This window comes from Stenotrophomonas sp. ZAC14A_NAIMI4_1 (assembly GCF_003086915.1).
GTDB lineage: Bacteria > Pseudomonadota > Gammaproteobacteria > Xanthomonadales > Xanthomonadaceae > Stenotrophomonas.
In genome coordinates this window covers 1,009,173-1,029,577 of sequence record NZ_CP026002.1, presented here as the reverse complement: position 1 = coordinate 1,029,577, position 20,405 = coordinate 1,009,173, and the positions used below count along the sequence as shown (strand labels likewise).

General features: G+C 64.3%; 22 protein-coding genes and 1 tRNA gene. 11 read left to right on the top strand and 12 right to left on the bottom strand.

Annotated elements, in window-relative coordinates; all coding sequences use genetic code 11:
- Positions 1 to 6: 6 nt before the first annotated feature.
- The 5 genes from C1926_RS04755 to C1926_RS04735 all read left to right on the top strand — a co-directional run bounded on the left by C1926_RS04755 (position 7) and on the right by C1926_RS04735 (position 4,700).
- Positions 7 to 933, top strand: coding sequence for a transposase (locus C1926_RS04755; RefSeq protein WP_108758396.1), 927 nt, complete (start codon positions 7 to 9; stop codon positions 931 to 933).
- Complete coding sequence (locus C1926_RS04750) at positions 920 to 1,657, top strand: ATP-binding cassette domain-containing protein (protein ID WP_108758395.1); 738 nt, start codon at positions 920 to 922, stop codon at positions 1,655 to 1,657. The genes C1926_RS04755 and C1926_RS04750 overlap by 14 nt, the downstream gene beginning before the upstream one ends.
- The gene (locus C1926_RS04745; protein ID WP_254057366.1) at positions 1,654 to 2,775 is read left to right on the top strand and encodes an ABC transporter permease; all 1,122 of its coding nucleotides are present in this window, start codon (positions 1,654 to 1,656) and stop codon (positions 2,773 to 2,775) included. Before C1926_RS04750 ends, C1926_RS04745 begins: the two co-directional genes overlap by 4 nt.
- Before the next feature lie 223 nt (positions 2,776 to 2,998).
- Positions 2,999 to 4,333, top strand: a complete 1,335-nt coding sequence (locus C1926_RS04740; protein ID WP_108758393.1) for an MFS transporter — start codon at positions 2,999 to 3,001, stop codon at positions 4,331 to 4,333.
- A 31-nt stretch (positions 4,334 to 4,364) separates the two neighbouring features.
- Positions 4,365 to 4,700: a hypothetical protein gene (locus tag C1926_RS04735; protein ID WP_254057404.1), complete on the top strand. Its 336-nt coding sequence runs from the start codon at positions 4,365 to 4,367 to the stop codon at positions 4,698 to 4,700.
- A 213-nt stretch (positions 4,701 to 4,913) separates the two neighbouring features.
- On the opposite strand, the gene C1926_RS04730 is transcribed toward C1926_RS04735, so the two are convergent.
- The 4 genes from C1926_RS04730 to C1926_RS04715 form a co-directional block, all read right to left on the bottom strand.
- Entirely contained in the window at positions 4,914 to 6,566 is a 1,653-nt protein-coding gene (locus C1926_RS04730; protein ID WP_108758392.1) for a M28 family metallopeptidase, read from the bottom strand.
- Positions 6,567 to 6,647: 81 nt separating this feature from the next.
- Complete coding sequence (locus C1926_RS04725) at positions 6,648 to 7,580, bottom strand: MBL fold metallo-hydrolase (protein WP_108758391.1); 933 nt, start codon at positions 7,578 to 7,580, stop codon at positions 6,648 to 6,650.
- Between the two features lie 159 nt (positions 7,581 to 7,739).
- On the bottom strand, positions 7,740 to 8,036 hold the full coding sequence (locus C1926_RS04720) for a hypothetical protein (protein WP_108760625.1): 297 nt from the start codon (positions 8,034 to 8,036) through the stop codon (positions 7,740 to 7,742).
- 124 nt (positions 8,037 to 8,160) lie between these two features.
- Positions 8,161 to 9,453, bottom strand: coding sequence for a tryptophan--tRNA ligase (locus C1926_RS04715; RefSeq protein WP_108758390.1), 1,293 nt, complete (start codon positions 9,451 to 9,453; stop codon positions 8,161 to 8,163).
- Positions 9,454 to 9,562: 109 nt separating this feature from the next.
- Here C1926_RS04715 and C1926_RS04710 point away from each other — a divergent pair, with 109 nt between their 5' ends.
- Positions 9,563 to 10,372, top strand: coding sequence for a hypothetical protein (locus C1926_RS04710; protein ID WP_108758389.1), 810 nt, complete (start codon positions 9,563 to 9,565; stop codon positions 10,370 to 10,372).
- An 85-nt stretch (positions 10,373 to 10,457) separates the two neighbouring features.
- Here C1926_RS04710 and C1926_RS04705 read toward each other — a convergent pair whose 3' ends face one another.
- The 5 genes from C1926_RS04705 to C1926_RS04685 form a co-directional block, all read right to left on the bottom strand.
- Entirely contained in the window at positions 10,458 to 10,679 is a 222-nt protein-coding gene (locus tag C1926_RS04705; protein ID WP_079224919.1) for a CsbD family protein, read from the bottom strand.
- A gap of 194 nt (positions 10,680 to 10,873) precedes the next feature.
- The gene (locus C1926_RS04700) at positions 10,874 to 11,011 is read right to left on the bottom strand and encodes an entericidin A/B family lipoprotein (RefSeq protein ID WP_079224917.1); all 138 of its coding nucleotides are present in this window, start codon (positions 11,009 to 11,011) and stop codon (positions 10,874 to 10,876) included.
- A 151-nt stretch (positions 11,012 to 11,162) separates the two neighbouring features.
- The gene (rocF, locus tag C1926_RS04695; protein WP_108758388.1) at positions 11,163 to 12,083 is read right to left on the bottom strand and encodes an arginase; all 921 of its coding nucleotides are present in this window, start codon (positions 12,081 to 12,083) and stop codon (positions 11,163 to 11,165) included.
- A 105-nt stretch (positions 12,084 to 12,188) separates the two neighbouring features.
- Positions 12,189 to 13,133 carry an ankyrin repeat domain-containing protein gene (locus tag C1926_RS04690; protein ID WP_108758387.1) on the bottom strand — a complete coding sequence of 315 codons (945 nt, stop codon included), beginning with the start codon at positions 13,131 to 13,133 and terminating at the stop codon, positions 12,189 to 12,191.
- A 58-nt stretch (positions 13,134 to 13,191) separates the two neighbouring features.
- Entirely contained in the window at positions 13,192 to 13,962 is a 771-nt protein-coding gene (locus tag C1926_RS04685) for a DUF3011 domain-containing protein (RefSeq protein WP_108758386.1), read from the bottom strand.
- A 341-nt stretch (positions 13,963 to 14,303) separates the two neighbouring features.
- Here C1926_RS04685 and C1926_RS04680 point away from each other — a divergent pair, with 341 nt between their 5' ends.
- The 4 genes from C1926_RS04680 (at position 14,304) to C1926_RS04665 (ending at position 17,463) form a co-directional block, all read left to right on the top strand.
- Positions 14,304 to 15,254 (top strand): hypothetical protein, encoded by a 951-nt coding sequence (locus C1926_RS04680; RefSeq protein WP_159095034.1) that lies wholly within the window; start codon positions 14,304 to 14,306, stop codon positions 15,252 to 15,254.
- Positions 15,255 to 15,272: 18 nt separating this feature from the next.
- Positions 15,273 to 15,551, top strand: coding sequence for a hypothetical protein (locus tag C1926_RS04675; RefSeq protein WP_108758384.1), 279 nt, complete (start codon positions 15,273 to 15,275; stop codon positions 15,549 to 15,551).
- Positions 15,552 to 15,620: 69 nt separating this feature from the next.
- Positions 15,621 to 16,556 carry a hypothetical protein gene (locus tag C1926_RS04670; RefSeq protein WP_108758383.1) on the top strand — a complete coding sequence of 312 codons (936 nt, stop codon included), beginning with the start codon at positions 15,621 to 15,623 and terminating at the stop codon, positions 16,554 to 16,556.
- A gap of 502 nt (positions 16,557 to 17,058) precedes the next feature.
- Entirely contained in the window at positions 17,059 to 17,463 is a 405-nt protein-coding gene (locus C1926_RS04665; RefSeq protein ID WP_108758382.1) for a hypothetical protein, read from the top strand.
- On the opposite strand, the gene C1926_RS04660 is transcribed toward C1926_RS04665, so the two are convergent.
- Both C1926_RS04660 and C1926_RS21695 read right to left on the bottom strand, forming a co-directional pair.
- Positions 17,449 to 17,937: a hypothetical protein gene (locus tag C1926_RS04660; protein WP_108745743.1), complete on the bottom strand. Its 489-nt coding sequence runs from the start codon at positions 17,935 to 17,937 to the stop codon at positions 17,449 to 17,451. The two genes, C1926_RS04665 and C1926_RS04660, sit on opposite strands and share 15 nt — an antisense overlap.
- Positions 17,934 to 19,193 (bottom strand): PAAR domain-containing protein, encoded by a 1,260-nt coding sequence (locus C1926_RS21695; protein ID WP_254057365.1) that lies wholly within the window; start codon positions 19,191 to 19,193, stop codon positions 17,934 to 17,936. Before C1926_RS21695 ends, C1926_RS04660 begins: the two co-directional genes overlap by 4 nt.
- A 227-nt stretch (positions 19,194 to 19,420) precedes the next feature.
- Between C1926_RS21695 and C1926_RS04650 the strand changes: the two genes are divergently transcribed.
- Positions 19,421 to 20,122: an NYN domain-containing protein gene (locus C1926_RS04650; protein WP_108758381.1), complete on the top strand. Its 702-nt coding sequence runs from the start codon at positions 19,421 to 19,423 to the stop codon at positions 20,120 to 20,122.
- Positions 20,123 to 20,191: 69 nt separating this feature from the next.
- On the opposite strand, the gene C1926_RS04645 is transcribed toward C1926_RS04650, so the two are convergent.
- Positions 20,192 to 20,267 (bottom strand) — tRNA-Thr (locus C1926_RS04645).
- Between the last annotated feature and the right edge of the window lie 138 nt (positions 20,268 to 20,405).

Sequence of the window (20,405 nt, the reverse complement as noted above, 5' to 3'; positions counted from 1 at the left end):
AATTCCATGCCCATCCAGATATTAGACCCGTCTACTGATTCGATCACGCTGACAGATCTTGTGGAGCACCTCGAGCAATCGTTATTCGATCCACGTGACCAACACTCGATGATAGCGGTGGCCCCCATGCTCAAGAGGCTTGGAAACAACCGCACATTTCTCAGCGATGCCATTTGCACCGAGCTCAAGGATTCGAAGGAGATCCAGGTCGACAACGACTACACGCCACAGGTCATCATGCTTCACGCCCCCCAGTCTTCAGGTCAGAGCTACTTCATTCGTGCGTGCTTCTGGCCCGGGAAGAATGACGAAATTCTTGCTGCGAGCGGCCCCAAGGCGTTCTTCTACGGTGTTCCGCATGATCACAATTTCAACTTTCTGACGGTTGGCTACCAGGGACCTGGATACGAAAGCGACTACTTCGAGTACGACTACGCCTCGGTGGCTGGAATTCCCGGCGAGAACGTGGATCTTCGCTTCACCGAACGCTCCCGGTTGAAAAAGGGAAACGTGCTTCTGTACAGGGCATTCAGGGATGTACACCAGCAAATGGCACCCGATGAGTTTTCCGTCAGCATCAACATCATGGAGCACTCCTTGAGAAGCGTAACCATGGATCAGTATGAATTTGAACCTGGCACAGGCACGATCTCACAGATCATCAATCGGTCCAGTGCATCCGCCCTGTTCATGATTGCCGCCGGAGATGCGGATGGAGAGGCGCAGCAGCTGCTGAGAGACGTGTTCCGATGTCATCCAATGGAGCGTGTACGTATGGCTGCCTTGGAGGCACTGGTCGCAAATTCTCGCAGCCATGAGGCATCACTGCAGTTGATCGCAATGGTGGAGAACCGTCACAGCCGTTTCATGCAATCCAGAGCTCGTCAAATTGCCGAGAGAATTGAGAAGGGAGCCTCAGATGCTGCACGCTGAACACCTTTGCAAAAATTACGGATCACGCGTAGTCCTGCATGGCCTGGAAATGCAGGTCGATGCTGGAGAAATCGTCGGAATCATAGGGGCCAATGGTGTCGGCAAGACGACGCTGTTCCGTGTCCTCTGCAACCTCATCCCGGCCGATTCCGGCGTCGTCTCAGTTGCTGGGAGTGAAAACGGAGCGCGGGCGCCATGGTGTGACATCGGCTATCTGCCAGAGTCCCGGAGCCTGTTCCCCGAGGTTACCGTTGGCCGATCACTGGAGTTCTGGTCTGCCATGAGAGGCATGACGAGGTCGGATGCTGTCCGCGCACGTGACCTTTGGCTGGGCAAGATCGGGCTTCTTGATCGTGCTTCACACCGGGTTTCCAGCCTGTCAAAGGGCAACCTGCAGAAGCTTCAGATTGCAGCCTGCATGCTTCATTCACCGAAGGTGCTTGTACTGGATGAGCCTTTTTCAGGACTGGATCCGGCCAATCAGGTTGCGGTCGTCGAGCTGATCTCGGCCGCAGCGCGTCAAGGCGCAGCGGTGGTCCTTTCAGCGCATCACATTGAACTTCTGCAGCGATTCTGTGGAAGGATCCTGGTGCTCAAGAACGCGCAACTCCAGCCTGCCAAAGCTGAGGACCTTCATCTGCCCGCGGGCTCTCATCACCGGGATGACACTGGCGATCCCCCGTCACAGGCATCGACGTCATGGGAGGACAGAGCATGCGCATGAGCCACTACGCCAGGGTCAGCGGCTTTGAGTTCAGACGGCACCTGGATATTCGAGGCGAGCTGGTTGGTCTGCTCCTGCTGGCAGTGATTGCTTTGGTGAAACTGGGAGGCGACGCCATTCTGGCGAAGGAGGCCGCGACCACCATCCAGGTTTCTGCCGGAGGAACTCCCGTGGCCGGAATGAATGAGGGACGCTTCCAGTTCGCCAACACCAAGGGCGATACCGCCACTAATGGACAGCCAACGCTATCGATGGAGTCCGGTGACTACGTACTCCGAGTCGCACGGTCGCCGGGCTGGATTGCGGAGCTGCAACACAGTCTCGATTCGCTTCAGCGTCAGCACTCGCTTCAGGCGCTCGGAGTTTCCGCCGACCAGCTGCGGCATGCTGAGTCACCGGCACCACTCAGGGTAGTGGATCTCTTCGGAGTACCGGCTCTCCCGAACTCATCACTCACCGCTATTTCGATCAGCATGGTCGTACTGACCACACTTGCCATTCTCGGTTGCCTCGGCATGTTGTTTCAGGGCTTGCTCAGTGAGCGCTTTGCTCATGTGACAGAAATGATCCTCAGTGCGTCTCCGCCGGGCTTCTGGCTCGACTGCAAAGTTGCAGCGTCGATCTGCCAAGGAATGAAGACGATCACAATCTATGGCGTTTACACGGCTTTCGCCTGGATGCTTATGTCGGGATCGACCAGTATGTTCGCAGACATTTCCGGCCGGAGCTGGGGCCTCGTAGCTGGCCTGTTGGCATTCTGTTTCCTGGGTCTGATGCTGTGGAACTGGTTCTTTGCCGCGTGCGCTACCGCAATCCGGTCACCCCATTCAGCATTCCGCAACACCCTCGCAGCCTTTCCTTTGACCATGATCATGATCGGCTTTGGCGGGCTACAGGCCCCGGAGGGCCTATTCATGCAGGCCATGTCGCTCTTTCCGTTCACTTCAATGGCGGCAATGCCGATCCGCCTGCTCTACGTGGATGTGCCGAAGTGGCAGCTTCTGGTGTCGGTGGTACTTCTGGCAGCGAGTGCAGCCATTTTGAGGACCTGGGCCAGGAGAAACTTCAGAGACGCCATCGTTTCTCCGATCGACGGTTCGGCTTCAGCGCTTCATTGAGTCGATCATGTGACAAATGGGGACCACCGCGTACGACGATCTAGCTATGGTCCCTTCCCCCTCACGCTGTCACCCTGTGCGGTCCCCATGCCCTGCCCGCCCCTCCGGCACCCGGCGTTGACGTGGGATGCAGTACCTAGGAGGCTGGCTGGCAGCGCCCCACGCGCGCCCCTGGCACCGATCTTTCCCGCATGGAAGCACCGCATCGAGGATCCTCACCCAGATGAGCACCACGTCCCAACCTGCTGTCCCCAGCACCGACGGCGCCGCGCTGCGCCGCTCGATCTCCAATACCCTCAAAGGCTCCGCCGGCAACCTGGTGGAGTGGTATGACGTCTACGTGTACTCGGTGTTCGCCGTGTACTTCGAATCGCAGTTCTTCTCGCCCGAAGACAAGAACTCCACGATGTACGTGTGGGCGATCTTCGCCGCCACCTTCCTGATGCGCCCGATCGGCGCCTGGTTCTTCGGCCGCTTTGCCGACCGCCACGGCCGCCGCCTGGCGCTTACTGTGTCGGTCACCCTGATGGCCGTCTGCTCCTTCCTCATCGCCATCACGCCCACGGCGGCCAGCATCGGCATCTGGGCGGCGATCATCCTGCTGTTCGCGCGCCTGCTGCAGGGCTTCGCCACCGGCGGCGAGTACGGCGCCAGCGCCACCTACATGTCCGAGGCCGCCATTCCCGGCCGCCGCGGCTTCCTGTCCTCGTTCCACTACGTCACCCTGGTCGGCGGCCACGTGCTGGCGCAGCTCACCCTGTTCCTGATGCTGAATTTCTGGGGCAAGCCGGAAATCTCCGAGTTCGGCTGGCGCATCGCCTTCGGCATCGGTGGCATCGCCGCGGTCGTGGTGTTCTGGCTTCGCCGGGGCATGGACGAGACGATGGAAGAGTCGTCGATCGAGGCCGCGCGCGAGGGCAAGGCGAAGAAGTCCGGCTCGATGTACGAGCTGGTCGTGCACCAGTGGCGCCCGCTGCTGCTGTGCTTCCTGATCACCGCCGGCGGCACCATTGCCTTCTACACCTACTCGGTGAACGGCCCGAAGATGATCCAGAGCGCCTTCGCTGCCGATGATCCGATGACCGCCACCCTGGTCAACCTGGGCGTGCTGACGTTCCTGATGGTGCTGCAGCCGGTCGGTGGCTGGCTGTCGGACATCATCGGCCGCAAGAGCCTGCTGGTGTTCTTCGGCGTGGGCGGCGTGCTGTACAGCTGGTACCTGATCACCCAGCTGCCGCACCAGCACGATGCCACCCTCGCCTTCCTCACCCTGGCGCTGGGCTTTGTCATCCTCACCGGCTACACCTCCATCAACGCGGTGGTGAAGGCCGAACTGTTCCCCACCCACATCCGTGCACTGGGCGTGGGCCTGGGCTATGCGCTGGCCAACTCGCTGTTCGGTGGTACCGCGCCGCTGCTGTACCAGGGCGCGCTGAAGACCGGCCACGTTGACTGGTTCGCCATCTACGTCACCGCCACGATCGCGGTATCGTTGGTGGTCTATGTCTTCTTCCTCACCAACAAGGGCCCGAACTGGCTCGACGGCACCCGCAAGTAAGGGCGCTGTGTTGATGGCAGCCACCGGTGCAATGCCGGTGGCTGCTGCGTCTCCGGCGTCGCCGCTGATGTGGATGGCGGTGGTGCTGGCTGCAGCTACGGCAGTGGCCTGGCTGCTGCGCCGCCCCAGCGCGCAGGCCGGGTGGCCGCGCATCGGCTTCGGGGTGGCATTGCTGGTGTTCGGTGCCGCGCTGGCGCTGCAGCTGGGGGTGGACCTGGGCAGCGGCCACAGCTCGATGCAGCTGCGCCTGCACCGCGGCATCAACCCGGGTGCTCCGGTGGGCCTGCGCACCATGGTGGTGTGCTATCTGGCCCTTCTCGCCGCCAGCGGCTGGGGCGCATGGAAGCTGCTGCGCCAGCGACGGTAGTGCCGGCCGCTGGCCGGCAACCGGCGACCGGTGACCGGCGACCGGCGACCGGCGACCGGCGACCGGCGACCGGCGACCGGTAGAGTCGACTGTTAGTCGACTGCTCTTCGATCAGGCTGCCAAGAACCCCGCGCTGCGCGCGTAGTCGACCAACGGTCGACTCTACCTCCGTCGTCGCACCGGATTGCCGGCCAGCGGCCGGCACTACCCCCCTCAACGACGGGCGGCGTCGCTCTTCTCGCGGGCACCGTGGAATTCCGACGCCTTCTCCCACTGCGGCCAACGGCGGCTGTTGGCCAGCTCGGCGCCCAGGTCGTAGACCAGCAGGGTGTCGGCAGCGTGGCCGGCCGGGTCCCAGCTCGGGGTCCAGGCATCGCAGGCCTGGTGGTAGCAGTCGGCGAAGTACTTCTCGCGCAGCGCGCGGCCGGCCTCGACGCCGCCGTCCAGCTTGTCCAGGCCCGGGCCGATGGTGATGGCCGGCACGCCCAGGCGGGCAAAGGCGAAGTGGTCGGCGCGGTAGAAGAAGCCCGCTTCCAGGTTCGGGTCGGGGCTGTAGCTGCGGCCACGGGCCTTGGCCACGCGTTCCAGGTCGCCTTCCAGCGACACCCGGCCCTTGCCCCACGACGCGATGTCACGCGTCGCACCGTCCGGGCTGAACATTTCGATGTTCAGCACGGCGGCGGTCTTTTCCAGCGGCGCCAGCGGGTGCGCGGCGTAGTAGCTCGCACCCAGCAGGCCCTTCTCCTCGGCGGTCAGGGCCACGAAGTACAGGCTGCGCTGCGGCTGCGGGCCGGCCGCGAACACGCGGCCCAGTTCCAGCACGGCGGCCACGCCGGTGGCGTTGTCGATGGCACCGTGGCGGATGCGGTCACCCTTGGCATCGGGCTGGCCGATACCGAAGGCATCCCAGTGCGCCGAGAAGATCACGGCCTCATCGCCATGCTCGCCACCGGGCAGCTTGGCCACCACGTTGCGGGTCACCACCTGCTCGCGCTTCAGTGCGAAATCCACGCTCAGCTTCGCGTTGTCCAGCACCATCGGGCGGAAATCGGCCTGCATGGCCTTGCGCTTCTCGGCGTCGAAATCCAGGCCCGCGTCGGCGAAGATCGCCTCGGCCAGTTCGCGCTGCATCCAGCCACGCAGCGGCGTGTGCTGGGCCATCGCTTCGGCCTGGCCGCGTTCGATGTCGAACAGCGGCGAGGTGCCCGAGCTCTTCACCGTGGCCCAGCCGTAGGCGGCCGGCGCGGTCTCGTGCACGATCAGCACGCCCTCGGCGCCGCGGCGTGCGGCTTCCTCGAACTTGTAGGTCCAGCGGCCGTAGTAGGTCACTGCCTTGCCGTCGAACGCGCCCGGTGCATCGGCTTCGAAATCGGCGTCGTTGATCAGCACCACGGCGATCTTGCCGTGCAGGTCCACGTCCTTGTAATCGTTCCACTGGCGTTCGGGTGCATCGATGCCGTAGCCGACGAACACCAGCGGCGCGTTGTTGATCTGCACGCGCTTGCGCGGCTGCAGGCTCTGCAGCGTCACGTCCACGCCGTTGGCCAGCGTGCGCTTGCCCTTCTTCAGCTGCAGGCTGGCCTTGGCCGGGCCATCCAGCTGCGCACGCACCAGCGGCACCGGCTGCACCCAGCTGCCATCGGCACCACCGGGCTGCAGGCCGTAGCTGCGGAACTGCTCGATCAGGTACTGCACGGTGCGTTCTTCGCCTGCGCTGGCCGGTGCGCGGCCCTCGAACTCATCCGAGGCCAGCACCCGCACGTGGCGCGACAGTGCCTGCGGATCGATGCCGCCGCCGGGCAGGTCGTTGGCCGCATGGGCCAGGCCCCCGACGAAGAGGCAGGACGACAGCAGCAACACGCGCATCGGATTCACGGCAATACCACGGCAGGAAGGGGAGTCACCAGAGTGTAACGTGGTCGTGACACCACGGCGCAGCCGTGCCGGTCAGCGTCGTGCGCGGTCCAGCCAGCACGCCAGGCCCTGCGCATTGAGCTCGATGTCCATCGCCAGCACCTCGGCCACCGCGGCCTGGTCCAGTGCGCAGCCGTGCTGCTGCGCGCGTTCCAGGTACAGCGCCTGCAGCGCGGCCAGCAGGCAACGGTGGCGGTCGGCGCGGCCATCGCACTGGCGGCCGATCGCCGCCATCGCATCGATCTGCTCGAACAGGTCGCCGGCCAGCTTCTCGACCTGCTGCACGCGACCGTAGTGGGTCAGGTACATCGCCTGCGGGCCGTAGCCCAGCATGCGCTCGATCGAGGCCTTCATCGCCTCCGGGTCGAACTGCACCGGCGAGGAGGTCGGAAAGATGAAGGCGCCCTGCGCGCTGTCCAGCTCGCGGTAGGAAATGCCGAACGTATCGCCGGTGAACCAGCTGCGGCTGCGTGCATCCCACACGCAGTAGTGGTGCTGCGCGTGGCCAGGGGTGTGCAGCAGCAACAGCTCGCGGCCTGCCAGGTCGATGCGGTGGCCGTCTTCGGCCACCACCACGCGGGCCTCGGGAATCGCTTCGATGCGGCCGTAGCTGCGGGCGATTTCCTCGGCGCCATAGACGGCGGTGGCACCGGCAATCAGCCGGGTCGGGTCGATCATGTGCGGCGCACCGCGCGGGTGCAGCACGGCGTTTGCATTGGGCAGCTGCTGCATCAGCAGGCCCGCACCACCGGCATGGTCCAGGTGCACGTGGGTCAGCAACAGCCAGTCCACCGCCTCCACGCCCAGCCCCGCATCGGCCAGCGCCTGCAGCATGGCCGGCACGGACAGGCCGGTGCCGCAGTCGACGAACGCCGCACGGCCGTTCTCGACGATGAGGTAGGCCGCGTCGAAGTCAGGACGCTGGAAGCCGGTATCGATGGTGTGGATGCTGGGATCGGCGGTCATCGGCACGCACCTGGCAGGATCAGGAACAGACCCCCATGGTAGGCGCCAGCGCGGGCCCGGTTCGATGCGGCTTTGGTCGGAGGGGGTTTCTGTAGAGTCGAGCCATGCTCGACTGGACGGAAAAGCAGTCGAGCATGGCTCGACTCTACAAAAGCGGGTTTACCGGGCCAGGTATCTGGGCCGCAGCAGCAACGCCAGCACCAGCACCGCCAGGAACGCGCCGTAGGCATACAGCACGGCCAGCACCTGCGGCCAGATCGGGCCGGCACCGGGCTGCACGCGGCCGATGTGATAGCCCCACAGCATCGAGCCGATGCTCAGGGCGAAGGCCAGCGCCAAGGTGGTGGTATCGAACAGGCGCCGCCGCGCGGTGCGCGGCTGGCGCGGGAACAGCCAGTACAGGCTGCCCAGCAGCAGGAACCAGGGCAGGAACAGCAGCAGCGACAACCAGGCCATCGCAGACTCCATGTCATCGCGCCGGGGGCGCGCGGCCATCATGCCATGGGTGCAATGGCGTGGTGGTGCCGGCCGCTGGCCGGCATGTCCCGTGCGGTTGCCGGCCAGCGGCCGGCACTACCCGTCATTCGGCGCGCAGCACTGCCAGCGCGGCCAGTACGGCATCCACCTCGGCTTCCAGCTTGAACAGCTCGCTCTGCAGCTGGTCGCCCTGCTCGGCCTGCTTGATCACCGCGATCAACTGGCCGGCATCGCGCGGCGAATCGAAGCCTTCGCTCTGGATCAGCAGCGTGCCGTCACCGGCGGTCAGCTTGAAGTAGAAACGGCCGTCCTTTTCGCGGTACTGCTTGAACAGCGGCGGTGCCACGCGGGCCACGCCGGCGTCCTCGCTGGCGATGTCGCCGGCGCTGGACAGGTCACGCAGGCCCACGGCATGGCGCAGCTCTTCCAGCAGCGGTGCCGCCAGCTGCTCGCGCAGCTGCTGGCCACGGCGCTTGAGCAGCGCTTCGATCTTTTCCGGCTCGGCCATCAGCGCGTTGTAGCGCTCGCGCAGCGGCGACAGCTCGCCGTCGATGCGCTCGAACAGCTGCTGCTTGGCATCGCCCCAGCTGATGCCGGCGGCAAAGGCCTTGGCGAATTCAGCGGTCTGTTCCGGGGTGGCAAAGGCCTGGTACATCTGGAACAGCGCCGAGCCCTCGGTGTCCTTCGGCTCGCCCGGTGCGCGCGAATCAGTGAGGATCGAGAACACCAGCTTCTTCAGCTCCTCGCGCGGCACGAACAGCGGAATGGTGTTGTGGTAGCTCTTGCTCATCTTGCGGCCGTCCAGGCCGGCCAGCGTCGCCACCTGCTCGTCGATCACCACGTCCGGCAGCGGGAAGTACTCCTTGCCGTACACGTGGTTGAAGCGCTGGGCGAAATCGCGCGCCATTTCGATGTGCTGGATCTGGTCGCGGCCCACCGGCACCTGGTTGGCCTTGAAGATGAGGATGTCGGCGGCCATCAGCACCGGGTACATGAACAGACCGGCGCTGACGCCTGCATCTTCATCCACGCCCTCTTCGCGGTTCTTGTCCACCGCCGCCTTGTAGGCATGCGCGCGGTTGAGGATGCCCTTGCTGGCGATGGCGGTGAGGAACCACATCAGCTCGGTGGTCTCGCGGATGTCGCTCTGGCGGTAGAACCACACGTGTTCCGGGTCCAGGCCACAGGCCAGCCAGCTGGCGGCGATCTCCAGGGTCGCGCGCTGGGTGCGCTGCGGGTCCTGCGATTTGATCAGGCTGTGCAGGTCGGCCAGAAAGAAGAAGCTCTCGATGTCCGGGGCGCGGCTGGCGGCAATGGCCGGACGGATGGCGCCAACGTAGTTGCCCAGGTGGGGCGTGCCGGAGGGGGTGATACCGGTAAGGACTCGGGTCGTCATGACTGCGTGGGGGTAACCTTCGATGAACGGGGCCAGTTTACCGCGCCCGTGACCAACCCCGTCAGGGCCTGCGGCGCGTTTGTTCACCCAACCCCGCTGGAGACGCCCGATGAAACGCCTGCTGCCCCTGCTGCTGATCCTGCCCCTGGCCGGCTTCCGCCCGGCCCCGCTGCCGCCGCCGATCGCCCAGGACGGCCCGGTCCGCATGACCCTGGTCGACCGCGACCGCGGCACCGAACTGCGCAGCTACCCGGCCGACGGCCAGCGCTGGGTGGCCGGCGATCGTGGCCACCGCTATGCGGTGCGCCTGTACAACGACAGCCCGCGCCGGGTGCTGGTGGTGTTGTCGGTGGATGGCATCAATGCCATTTCCGGCGAGGAGGCCAACCCCTCCCAGACCGGCTACGTGCTCAACCCCGGCCAGCGCGCGGACATCACCGGCTGGCGCAAGAGTCAGGACGAGGTGGCCCAGTTCGTGTTCAGCAGCCCTGGCAACAGCTATGCCAGCCGCACCGGGCGGCCGGACAACGTGGGCGTGATCGGTATCGCGGTGTTCAACGAGCGCACCCAGTGGCGGCCGGAGCCGCGCCCCATCCTGCGCCGGCCGGCGTCGCCCGCACCCATGGCTGAAGCCTCCGCAGCCGCCGACAGCAGTGCCCGTGCCAGCCGTGCCGGAGGCTACGCGGCCAAGTCGCAGGCACCGGCACTCGGCACCGGCCACGGCGACCGCGAGACCTCGCAGGTGCGCGACACCACCTTCGACCGCGCCAGCCGCGATCCGTCCTACGTCAGCGAACTGCGCTACGACAGCGCACGCAACCTGCGCGCACGCGGCATCGTGCTGGATTCGCCCTCGCGCCTGCCGCGCGAACCGCAGGCCTTCCCCAACCGCTACGTGCCCGATCCTCCCTCGCGCTGAGGCAGACAGCACGACGCCCGTACCATCACGGTACGGGCGCCGGGCTGTGGGGGCGCGCTGTGGGGGAAGCGCGATGGACCTTTACTTACTTGAAGTCCGGATAATCCTTGCGGACGCTGTCGGAGAACTCGTGCACTTCCTTCTCCGCGCGGTCCTTGGCCCAGCCATAGCGTTCCTGCAGACGGCCGGCCAGATACTCGGCGTTGCCCTCGGCCACATCGAAATCGTCGTTGGTCAGATCGCCCCACTTGGCCTGTGCCTTGCCCTTGAGCTGCGACCACTTGCCGGAAATGATGTCTTTGTTCATTGCTGGAACCCTTGGTTGCAACGGCGTTCTTACCGTGGTTCCAGCTTCGCGCATCAGCTGTTGGCCAACGGTCAACCTGCAATGAAAAGCGTGCTCACCTGCTTGAATGGTTCACTCCGCCTGCACCCTGGAAAGCGCGCACAAAAAAGGCCGGGACAATGTCCCGGCCTCTTTCATTGGGCACCACCCCGGGCTCAGTTGCCCTTGGCGGCATCCTCAACCGACTGGCCTGCCTTCTGCACATCCTTGCCGGCGCCGGCAACGGTGTTGCAGCCAGCCAGCATGGCCACCGAGAACATCGACAACAGCATCAGGGCAACTACACGCTTCATGGTCTTCTCCTGGGGTTCGCCACTACATGGTTTTCATCGCGCTTGGCCATTCCCGCAGTGGAGTGGCCTTGCGTGAAGTGCAATCTGGCGTCTGCCGCGTGCAGCGAGTGTGAACAGGCTTCCAGGCCGTTCAGGTGCAGGCCGCTGACGCTCAGTCGCGCATCAGCGTGGACTTGCCGAACAGGCTTTCCACGAGGTCCACGGCAAGCTCGGCGGTCGCGTTCTGCTTGTCCAGCAGCGGGTTCAGTTCAACGATGTCCAACGAACCCATGCGGCCGCTGTCGGCAATCATCTCCATCACCAGCTGCGCCTCGCGGTAGTTCACCCCGCCCGGCACCGTGGTGCCCACGCCCGGGGCGATGCTCGGGTCGAGGAAATCCACATCGAAGCTGACGTGCAGGTGGGTGTTCTCGTCGATGCCGGCCAGTGCGGATTCCACGGTGCGCTTCATGCCGTTCTCGTCGATGTAGCGCATGTCGTACACATCGACCTTGTGGGTCTTGATGAGGCGCTTCTCGTCCGGGTCCACCGAGCGGATGCCGATCTGGTGCATCTGCGCCGGGGTGATGGCCGGGCTGCTGCCGCCCAGCTGGGTCAGCGCGTCCGGGCCGAGCCCGCACAGGCAGGCCACCGGCATGCCGTGGATGTTGCCCGACGGGGTGACATCGCTGGTGTTGAAATCCGAATGTGCATCCAGCCACAGCACGCGCAGGGTCTTGCCCTGCTCGCGGCACCAGCGGGCCACGGCGGTGATCGAACCAATGCCCAGGCAGTGGTCGCCGCCCAGCATGATCGGCATGCGCCCGGCCTGCAGTTCAGCGTAGCTGGCGTCCATCAGCGCGCGGTTCCAGGCCACCACCTCGTCCAGGTGGCGGTAGCCCTGCACCGGCGTGGTCCACGGGTTGCGCGGGCCGTCCAGGTTGCCCAGGTCGCGCACGTCCACGCCGCGCGCCTCCAGCGCCTCCGGCAGGCCGGCCACGCGCAGGGCTTCCGGGCCAAGCCGTGCACCGCGATGGCCCGCGCCCACGTCGGTGGGCACGCCGATGAGGGTTACGGAAATGGGATGGGCCATGGGTGCCTCCTGCAGGCGAAAAAGAAGCACAGTCTAGCCAGAGGGATGTGACACCACTCGCGGCGGTGCAGCAGGAAAGCACCGCGATCCTGGCCGCTTCGCCGCTCAGGGAATGGCCGCCGTCCAGGCCTCGGTGAGGTACTGGCGCTTCTTCAGCACGTCGATACGCCACTGGCCACCAACGCGCTTGAGCACGAACAAGTGTTCATAGCGCAGCGAGCGGGACTTCTGCGGGTCATCGCGTACCAGCACTTCCGCCTTCGAGGCCGTCGGCTGCGCAACGGCCACCAGCAGATCCTCAGGCACATACCGCCGGGGGTTGCCGACCGAAACACCGGTTGCGTACGCCCGTTTCCGCTCCGTACACCAGGCCGCCAGGAGATTTGCCTTCTCCTCCTGGAAGCCCGGACTGAGCAGGAGCGTGCCGCCGGCCCGGGAATCAAGGTAACCGCGCGTTTCCCACGCGTAGTGGGCCAACAGATAACCGCGCACCACGGCCGCCGGTTCCCCAGCCGCGTCCGGTTCGGGCCATTCCAGCGGCGGTGCCTCCATCAACACAGGCGGCGGCGTCGCACCGGCGGCGTGCAACAGTGCCACCACCTCGGCATACCCGCGGTCATCGGCCATCGCCAGAGCGTTCCGGCCCTCGAAATCCAGCGGTGCTACGGACGCGCCGCTGTCCAGCAACCGTTCGACCATCGCCAGGTGCCCACCTGCGCACGCCAGCATCAGCGGCGTACGCCGTTGTTCCGGTGAAGCAGGATCGAGCATGGCGCCGCGTGCGATCAGCAGGCCGCCGATTTCAGTACCGCCTTGCTCGGCGGCCCAACCCAGCGCGGTGTAGCCCAGTGCCGTGCAGGCATGCTCGATATTGGCACCGCGATCCAGCAAACGCGCTACGGCATCCCGCTTTCCGGCAATTACGGCCGAAAGCAGTGCGGTGCGCCCCGTACCCTTGTGCTGCCACTCGATATCGGCGCCTGCATCCAGCAAGGCATCGATCCGGTCGAGATCCGCCTTTTCAGCAGCCTTGGCCAGAAGATGGGACATGGTGATGCCACCCGACGTCAGTAAGGGCGGCCACCATAGGGCGGTGGGCGCGACGAACTCAACCCCTGCGGCGGCGCACCGGCGTCACGCTCTGCACTTCGCCGCTGTTGCGCAGCATGCACAGGAAGCGGCCATCGGGGTAATCGATGATCAGTTCCTGGTAATCGCTGCCCACCGGCACCTGGGTCACCAGCGTGCCCTGTGCGCCCTTGCGCGTGTTGCAGGCCCCCAGCGCATTGCCACCGCTGGGCGCGCTGTATGCCGCGCGCGAGGTGTTGCGGAACACCGCGCGGCAGCCGCCATTCACCCACACCGAGTGCCGCGACAGGCCCCAGTTCTGGCCCTGCTCGCAGCGCGTGCGGCTGATCTGGCGGGCAACTTCCACGTTGCCGCGCGTGTCCATCCCGCACGACACCTGGCGCTGGTCGGTGGACTCGCAGGTGACCTCACTCGGCAGCGCCGCCCCCTCATCGTCATCGTGGTGGTGGCGGTCGTGCCGCTCCGTCGCGGCAGGTGCATCGCTGCCGCTGACTTGGCAGATGCCGTTGGCGCCGCCACGGCCGGTGTAGCTGATCTGCGGCGTGCCGTCGTCACCGGTGGTGATCGACAGGGTCACGCCGCTCTGCGCATCGCGCGCTTCGAAATAGCGGTCGTTGAAGCGCTTCAGCGCCGTCTCCCGCCCCTGCACGTAGACCGGCCCGCCCTCGTCGGCGTGCACATCCAGGCCACCGGGGCAGCTCGCGTTGAAGAACGGCACGGCGGCCATGGCCGGAGCCGTGAAGGCGGAGCACACCAGTGCAGCGGTCAGGAAAACAGCGTAGCGACGCATGATGGACTCCCAAGGCGGCCCGGTTGGGCGGATGGCGACAGTATGCGACGGGAGGGGCTTGCCGGTTTGTGAGGAATATCAAGAGGCTGGCGTCGTGTATGGAGAGCGCGAAGATAGGCTGAGACGTCGATCAGACCTCCAAACTCCCGTGTTGGAAGCCTGCAGGCAACACGATTACGAAAAAACAGTTACGAATTGTTGGAAAATCACTTAAACCCATGCACTTTTGCGACTCGGATCACAGAGGCGTCGGGATCAGCCCTTCCACTCCAACCCATCGGCGAGTAATTGTCAGTTCTGCGGGGCGACCGCCCCGCATGCCTTTTATAGAACTGGAAAAAATGAAAAGGATTATTCTTCAAATATCCCTAATGGGCTTGTCATCGCTCTTCAACTTCACCGCTCAGGCTGCAGCAGCATTTGATTGTGACGATTGCAATCTCGGTAAACGGCAGACCATCTCCCGCGAACATGGCGCCGGGGACTACTATTTCTGGGATTTCAAGAATCGACGCCTGTATCACATGAATGTTAAGGGGGACGGCTCTGGTCCACGCGCGCTCGGACTGCCGGTTGTGAAAGAAATCGCGTTGACCGCGGATGAGCACACGATGTTCAATGCGGGCGTCAATCTCTATTACGTGAACGGTGGCTCGGCGACCATCGCATATACGCTGCCTGTTGCTGACGTGGCAATACAGATGATGCCGAATGGTCGCGTGGAAAAGGCGGGCGTTCAGGCCGTCGAGATGTTCGGAAACGAAACTCCGGCTCGGATGAACGCGATGGATGCAGTTTCCACCCCACACATGAGGCACGAGGCAATACAGAAATCGTTGGGCTACGGCAACCTCGGACCATTCTGGTACGCGATCGAAAGTACAAGAATTTCAATATCTTCATTCTCTCAGGCAATCAGCTCCACCCTGCTTCCAACCCCGATAAAAATCATAAACAAAATTCCCTTTCCGGATGGATCATATATCTTGGTGACCTACAACTGGAATGTTCGTGACTACGCGTACATTCCCGGGTCCGCGCGCGACGCCGTGGGAAATATAATCCCGGATGCGCAGAGAGATATCGCCAATTCGGAGCAGGCCAGCCAGAACTACGACTTCCCTCAATCGGACGCAGGCCTTGGCGCCGGGGACGATATGGTGGGTCAGCTCAATCGACTGGGCGTACGCTGGGTTGGGCCGAACACGCCTCCCGTACACACCAGCTATCGCATTGCTTGCTCCTATACCCCCGGAGGAGTTCAATGTCAGATCTTCTCTTTGCGTCCTTAAGGAATAGCGGAGCTCCCGATGCATGGAAACCGGATACTTGTCCGTACGCTGCTGGTCTTCGCCTTCACGGCAGTCGTCTGGATGGGAATGGGCTGGCGAGCCAAGAGCGGCGACACCGCCACGATCCCTTGGGCCTACACGCTGTCATCGGTGGTATTGATGGCGCTCATCGTCTTCTATCGGCAGCGCATCGGCAGAATGCCCGCATTCACCAACCAGGCCCACGCAATGCGGGTGCTTACCTGGTCCTGCGTGGCGTGTGTGGCTGGCGGCGTGCTCGCACTGCTACCACGCTGAGGTGATCCAACGCCGCCCCGGCCATGTCGGGACGGCTATCATCCGGGCACCTTACAGAGGCCCCGGACCATGGCCAGTCCATTATTCGCGCTTGCCCAACAATCGCTGCTGGCGCTGCAGCAGCGCATCCATGCCTTCAGCCTGGACACCGCCAGCGAGTACGACCTGGACATCGACGATCCGGCCGGGCCGTTGTGGCTGGCGCTGCAGACACGGCTGACCGTGGCACCGCTGTGCGGCGGCCTGCATGTGGAGTTTTTCGGCAACCCGTGGGACGAACCGTTCGAATGGACGCTGGCCTGCCTGTCTGATCCGGGCGTGGCCGCTGCGGTCATGTCGCTGCGCTTCACCGGCGGGGATGAAGGTGCCAACGGCAGCCGCGAATGGGAGTTCACTGCCCTGCTGGACAGCAGCGTGCAGTTCCCGCGCCTGCGTTCGCTGGTGATCAGCCCCACCGCGCCGGAGCACCACAACACCTCACTGATCCAGCGCGCGGGCTCGATCATGGAAGAGGCGGGCGAGATCGCCCGCTTCGCCAGCCGTGCCCCGCACCTGACCGAACTGGTGGTGCCCAACGCGCCGGATGCCCGCTTCTTCGACGTGCCACTGCCCCACCTGAACGTGCAGCAGATTGGCGGCGGCTACGGCACCCAGCACTTCATCGAGCACCTGGCCGCATCGCGCAACCTGCCGGTACTGGGCCTGCTGGATTTCAGCGAATCCACCGAACTGCAGTTCACCTGGGCCGATGCACGGCAGGCCGATGCGGTGACACCGTTTGCGGCCTACGAACGGCTGTTCGCCAGTGACGCGTTTGCAGCGGTGCATACCTTCCGCCTGCGCAACAGCGCGCTCAGCGCCGTGCAGTTGCAGACGCTTCAGGCCCTGCGGCCGGGGTTGCAGTTCATGGTCATCCAGGCGGGCATGGGCGGTTACGTCAGCCATTTCGAAAAGAACGTGTTCCCGTGGGCGCATCTGGTGCCGGGCGATACCGGGCAGCGGTAACGCTCTGCTTGGCACCGCACTGAGGGTGTGCATAGCTTGGCGCGGCTGTTAAGCCAGCTTTGCAATGCATGTGGGGCGTGGCTTCAAGCGCTGCGATGTAGTTGATTGCGTCAGCACACCTCGAACACGCTCGCGCACGTTGTCGCTTTTGCCATCGGAGCCTGAAAAACAGGCCAATCCCGATAATTCATTTTTCCTTTCGGAAACAGCGGATTCATCCGAACAATTGATTGGCGCGTCACGACTTTGCGTGCCCAAGATGAATTGCCACCCGCACCTGGTGGCCGGGACTTCCAAACCCGTGTTTTGATGAAGCAAGTTTGCGCTTGTCAGCCGACGTCGCCTGTATGTGGCGGCGTCGGCTGGCAATCCGTCTGCGGCTGTATGGCGGGCGGTGCGTGGGGGCCTTGTGCCCGCCGGCTCATCATTCCCGGTTTTGGAAGCCACGCATCGTCCGCCACCCTCAGTCGGTGGCATCTCCGTTACTGCCGAGGATGCCCGCATGTCCAAATCCCGCCACCCGTACCTGGCCGCCACCCTGGGCGACGCCGCCACGCAGCTGCCGCCCGATCTGGCCCAGCCACTGGAGGACGCCTTCGCTGCCGCAAATGAAGTGCCCTGCACCATCACCCTGCGCAGCTGCCTGCTGAACATTGCCGCCGGCGATGCCGCGGATGGACAGCCCTGGCCGTTGCCAACCCGCACGCCCGGCCAGGCCGTCGACAATGCGCGCCGGGACCGCAGCGCCGCCGGGCTGGTCGCACTGCTGGAGCTGTATCACGCCAACGAACGGGTGCGCGTGGATGGCGAGGAAAAGGACGATATCGGCGACGGTGCGCGCGAAGGGCTCATGCTGGCCTGCCGGGGGCTGGCCGAGTATGTGGCGCTGCAGTCACGGCCGGGGTGAGGCAGCGCACTCCGATTCGCCGGCCTTGGTCACCACCTTTCCGGCCACGTCCACCATGCAGAAGCGGCCGTTGAACCAGCGGGATTGCGCCTCGTCCTTGTTGCCCGGCGTGCCCGGTGTGCGCCCCCAGAGTTCCACCTGGTAGCGCTTGCCGCTCTGCAGCGCGGGCGCGGGCGGCCCGCCTTCGCCGTAGGGCAGGCACTGCCCCGGCGGCAGCGGCGGTTCGGCAGATCCAGACTGCAGGAAGTCGCGTTCCCAGATCGGCGCGCCGCCCGTGCCGACTTCCATCACCGAAACACCGGTGATGAGCGGCGCGTTGGCGCGCGTTTCGCGGGTATCGGGCACGCCGAAGCACGGCACGCCGCCACGATCCTGGATGGTCGCCTGCTGGTAGCGCCCGGCGGGCGACGAACAGCTGGCCATCATCGGCAGCAGCAGGCCCAGCAGCGCGACCGGCACTCGCAGTTGCATCATCGGGTTGTCCTCGGCAGGTTGTCCTTGCTGCTGCGGTCGGCAAGGAACGGGGAAAGCGTGCGTTCCAGCTGTGCGCCGATGCCGGCCACCGCGCGGTATCGGGTGTTGTTCATGCGCGACTGTGAGCCACGGAAGGTGACGAGGAAGTAGTCGGCCAGCATGTCACCCTGCGCCTCCATGTTGTAGTCGTGGAACAGGCGCGTTTCATCCAGTACGTAGTCATAGCTCATGCCCGGCCTCGGCCCGCGCACGAGCTTGACGTTGTAGCCGAGCTGGTACTGCCAGACATGCGTCATCTCGTGGATGAAGAACTGCTGGTTACCGATGCTGTCGGCGGAGAAGTCATCGAGGTAGATGCCCTTGGGGAAGTACATTTCGCCGTTCGGGGTAACAGCGGTGTTCTTGTCCTGGAAGCCGAAGAACAGCCAATACCCGTGGTTGTGGACCTTCACGCTGCTGTAGTCGACTGCATCGCCGAACACCAGCCGTGCCATCTCGATCTCGCCCGGGGTCAGGCTGCGCTCATGGCCCGGCGCACTCACCGGCACGACCGAGGTGCCCATTTCATCGGAGGTGGTCATCACCCCATCAAGCTCGAAGACCTCCTTGGCGTCGGCGCTGGCCGGCGACGTGCGTGCGCAGCAGCCGGTCGGCTGCTCGGGTGGATGCAGCTCGGCACGCGCGATGGGCTGGCTCTGGCCGGATGACACGCGCGCCGTTTCGCCCTGTTCATTGGTGGTGCCGTTGATGGACTGGCCATCGGCCAGATGCAGCGTGTACGGCACATTGGCCAACGGTGTCCCTTGCGAGCCGACGAACCGGACCGCCTGGTCGTACGCAGGCAGCATCTTGCTGGCGAGCGGCGCCACGGCGCCCACGATGGCGGCGACCTTGCCGGCGGCACCTGAGCTTGCGCCTGCACCGCCCGCGGCCGCGGCCGCGCCGCCACCGCCACCGCCGGTGACATGCACCACTGACTGCTGGCTGGACAGCACCCGGCAGCCGCAGGCAAGCGCACTGCCATGCAAGGCAACCGGCTGGCCATCGACCATCAGCGTGGCATCGCCTTCGACAATCGCGAAGACGCCTTTATGCAGACTTGGGCAGGTTGCCTTGTCCCCGATACGTGCGACGCCCTTGCCGGCAACATCGGTGTCACCCGAGGCGGTGATCACCCGACCGCCGCTGGAGGTAACGTCCCCCATCACAATCCAGTTCCGTGCCATGTCCGTCATCCGTTGCAGACCGTGGCCCATGATGCGACGAATCTGGCGGGCTCAACTGAATAGGCGGCTGGGGGTGGCGAGGGGCTGGGCTGCCGTGGGCGGGGTTTTGAATGTCGGCATCTGCCTTGCACTGGCACGCGCGCACCGATATAAAATGGCCGCACCACTCCTCCTTTGCCGCGTCATTCGGTTGACTCAACGGCTCAGGACGAAAAAACCGCCGAAAGGCGGTTTTTTCACATTTGCAGGAAGCAAATATGGCGATCACGACAGCGGTCTACGTGGACGGCTACAACCTCTACTACGGCCGCATCAGAAACACGTGCTTTAAATGGATTGATGTCGTGAGGCTATTCGAGATCCTGCTCCACGATCAGAACCCGACGAATGAACTAGCGCACGTGCACTATTTCACAGCCATGGCATTGGGGCGCTTTGCTACTCATGGCGGCGCTTCAGTTGCAGCACAAGCGTGCTACCTGCGCGCGCATGAACATCTCCACCCTGATCGATTCCTCAAGACATTGGGCAGGCACAGCATGGAGAGGAAGGGAACACTGCTTCCAGTCTTCAACCCAGACGGCCCTTATGACCGCAAGCAACGCATACGGGTGTGGAAAATTGAGGAGAAGCAGACGGATGTGAACATCGCCTTGGCGATGTATCGGGATGCAGCATCCGGGAGATATGCGCAGATGGTTATTTGTTCAAATGACAGCGACGTTGAGCCGGTGCTCAGGGCGATTCGAGAGGACTTTCCTCACATACGACTGGGCGTAGTGACGCCAAGACACCCTCCGGATGGCGGTGGCCCCGCGGGAAGGTCAGTGAGTTCGTCTCTCGATGGGAGGGCGGACTGGACAAGAACACACCTCTTGGACGACGAACTGAAACGCGCCCTGCTGCCACTGCGCGTACAAACGGGAAGGAAGCCCATCCGAAAGCCTGAACACTGGTAGCCATACGAGCGCGCACGGCATGCTCACAGAGGCCAAGAGCCGCGCATTGCGCCATGGTCGGGCATGATCTGGTGCCGCTTATCCGAATCGAACGGATGACCTACTGTTTACAAGACAGTTGCTCTACCAACTGAGCTAAAGCGGCATGGCGCCCGCATGCAGCGGGGCGCGGTGGATTCTAGCGTAGTCGCGCCCTGGCCTGCGAATCCAGATGCGACAGCGGCGCACGGCGTGCCGAAATCTCAGCCCCGTCAAAGACTTGACATCGGTAACAGACGAAACC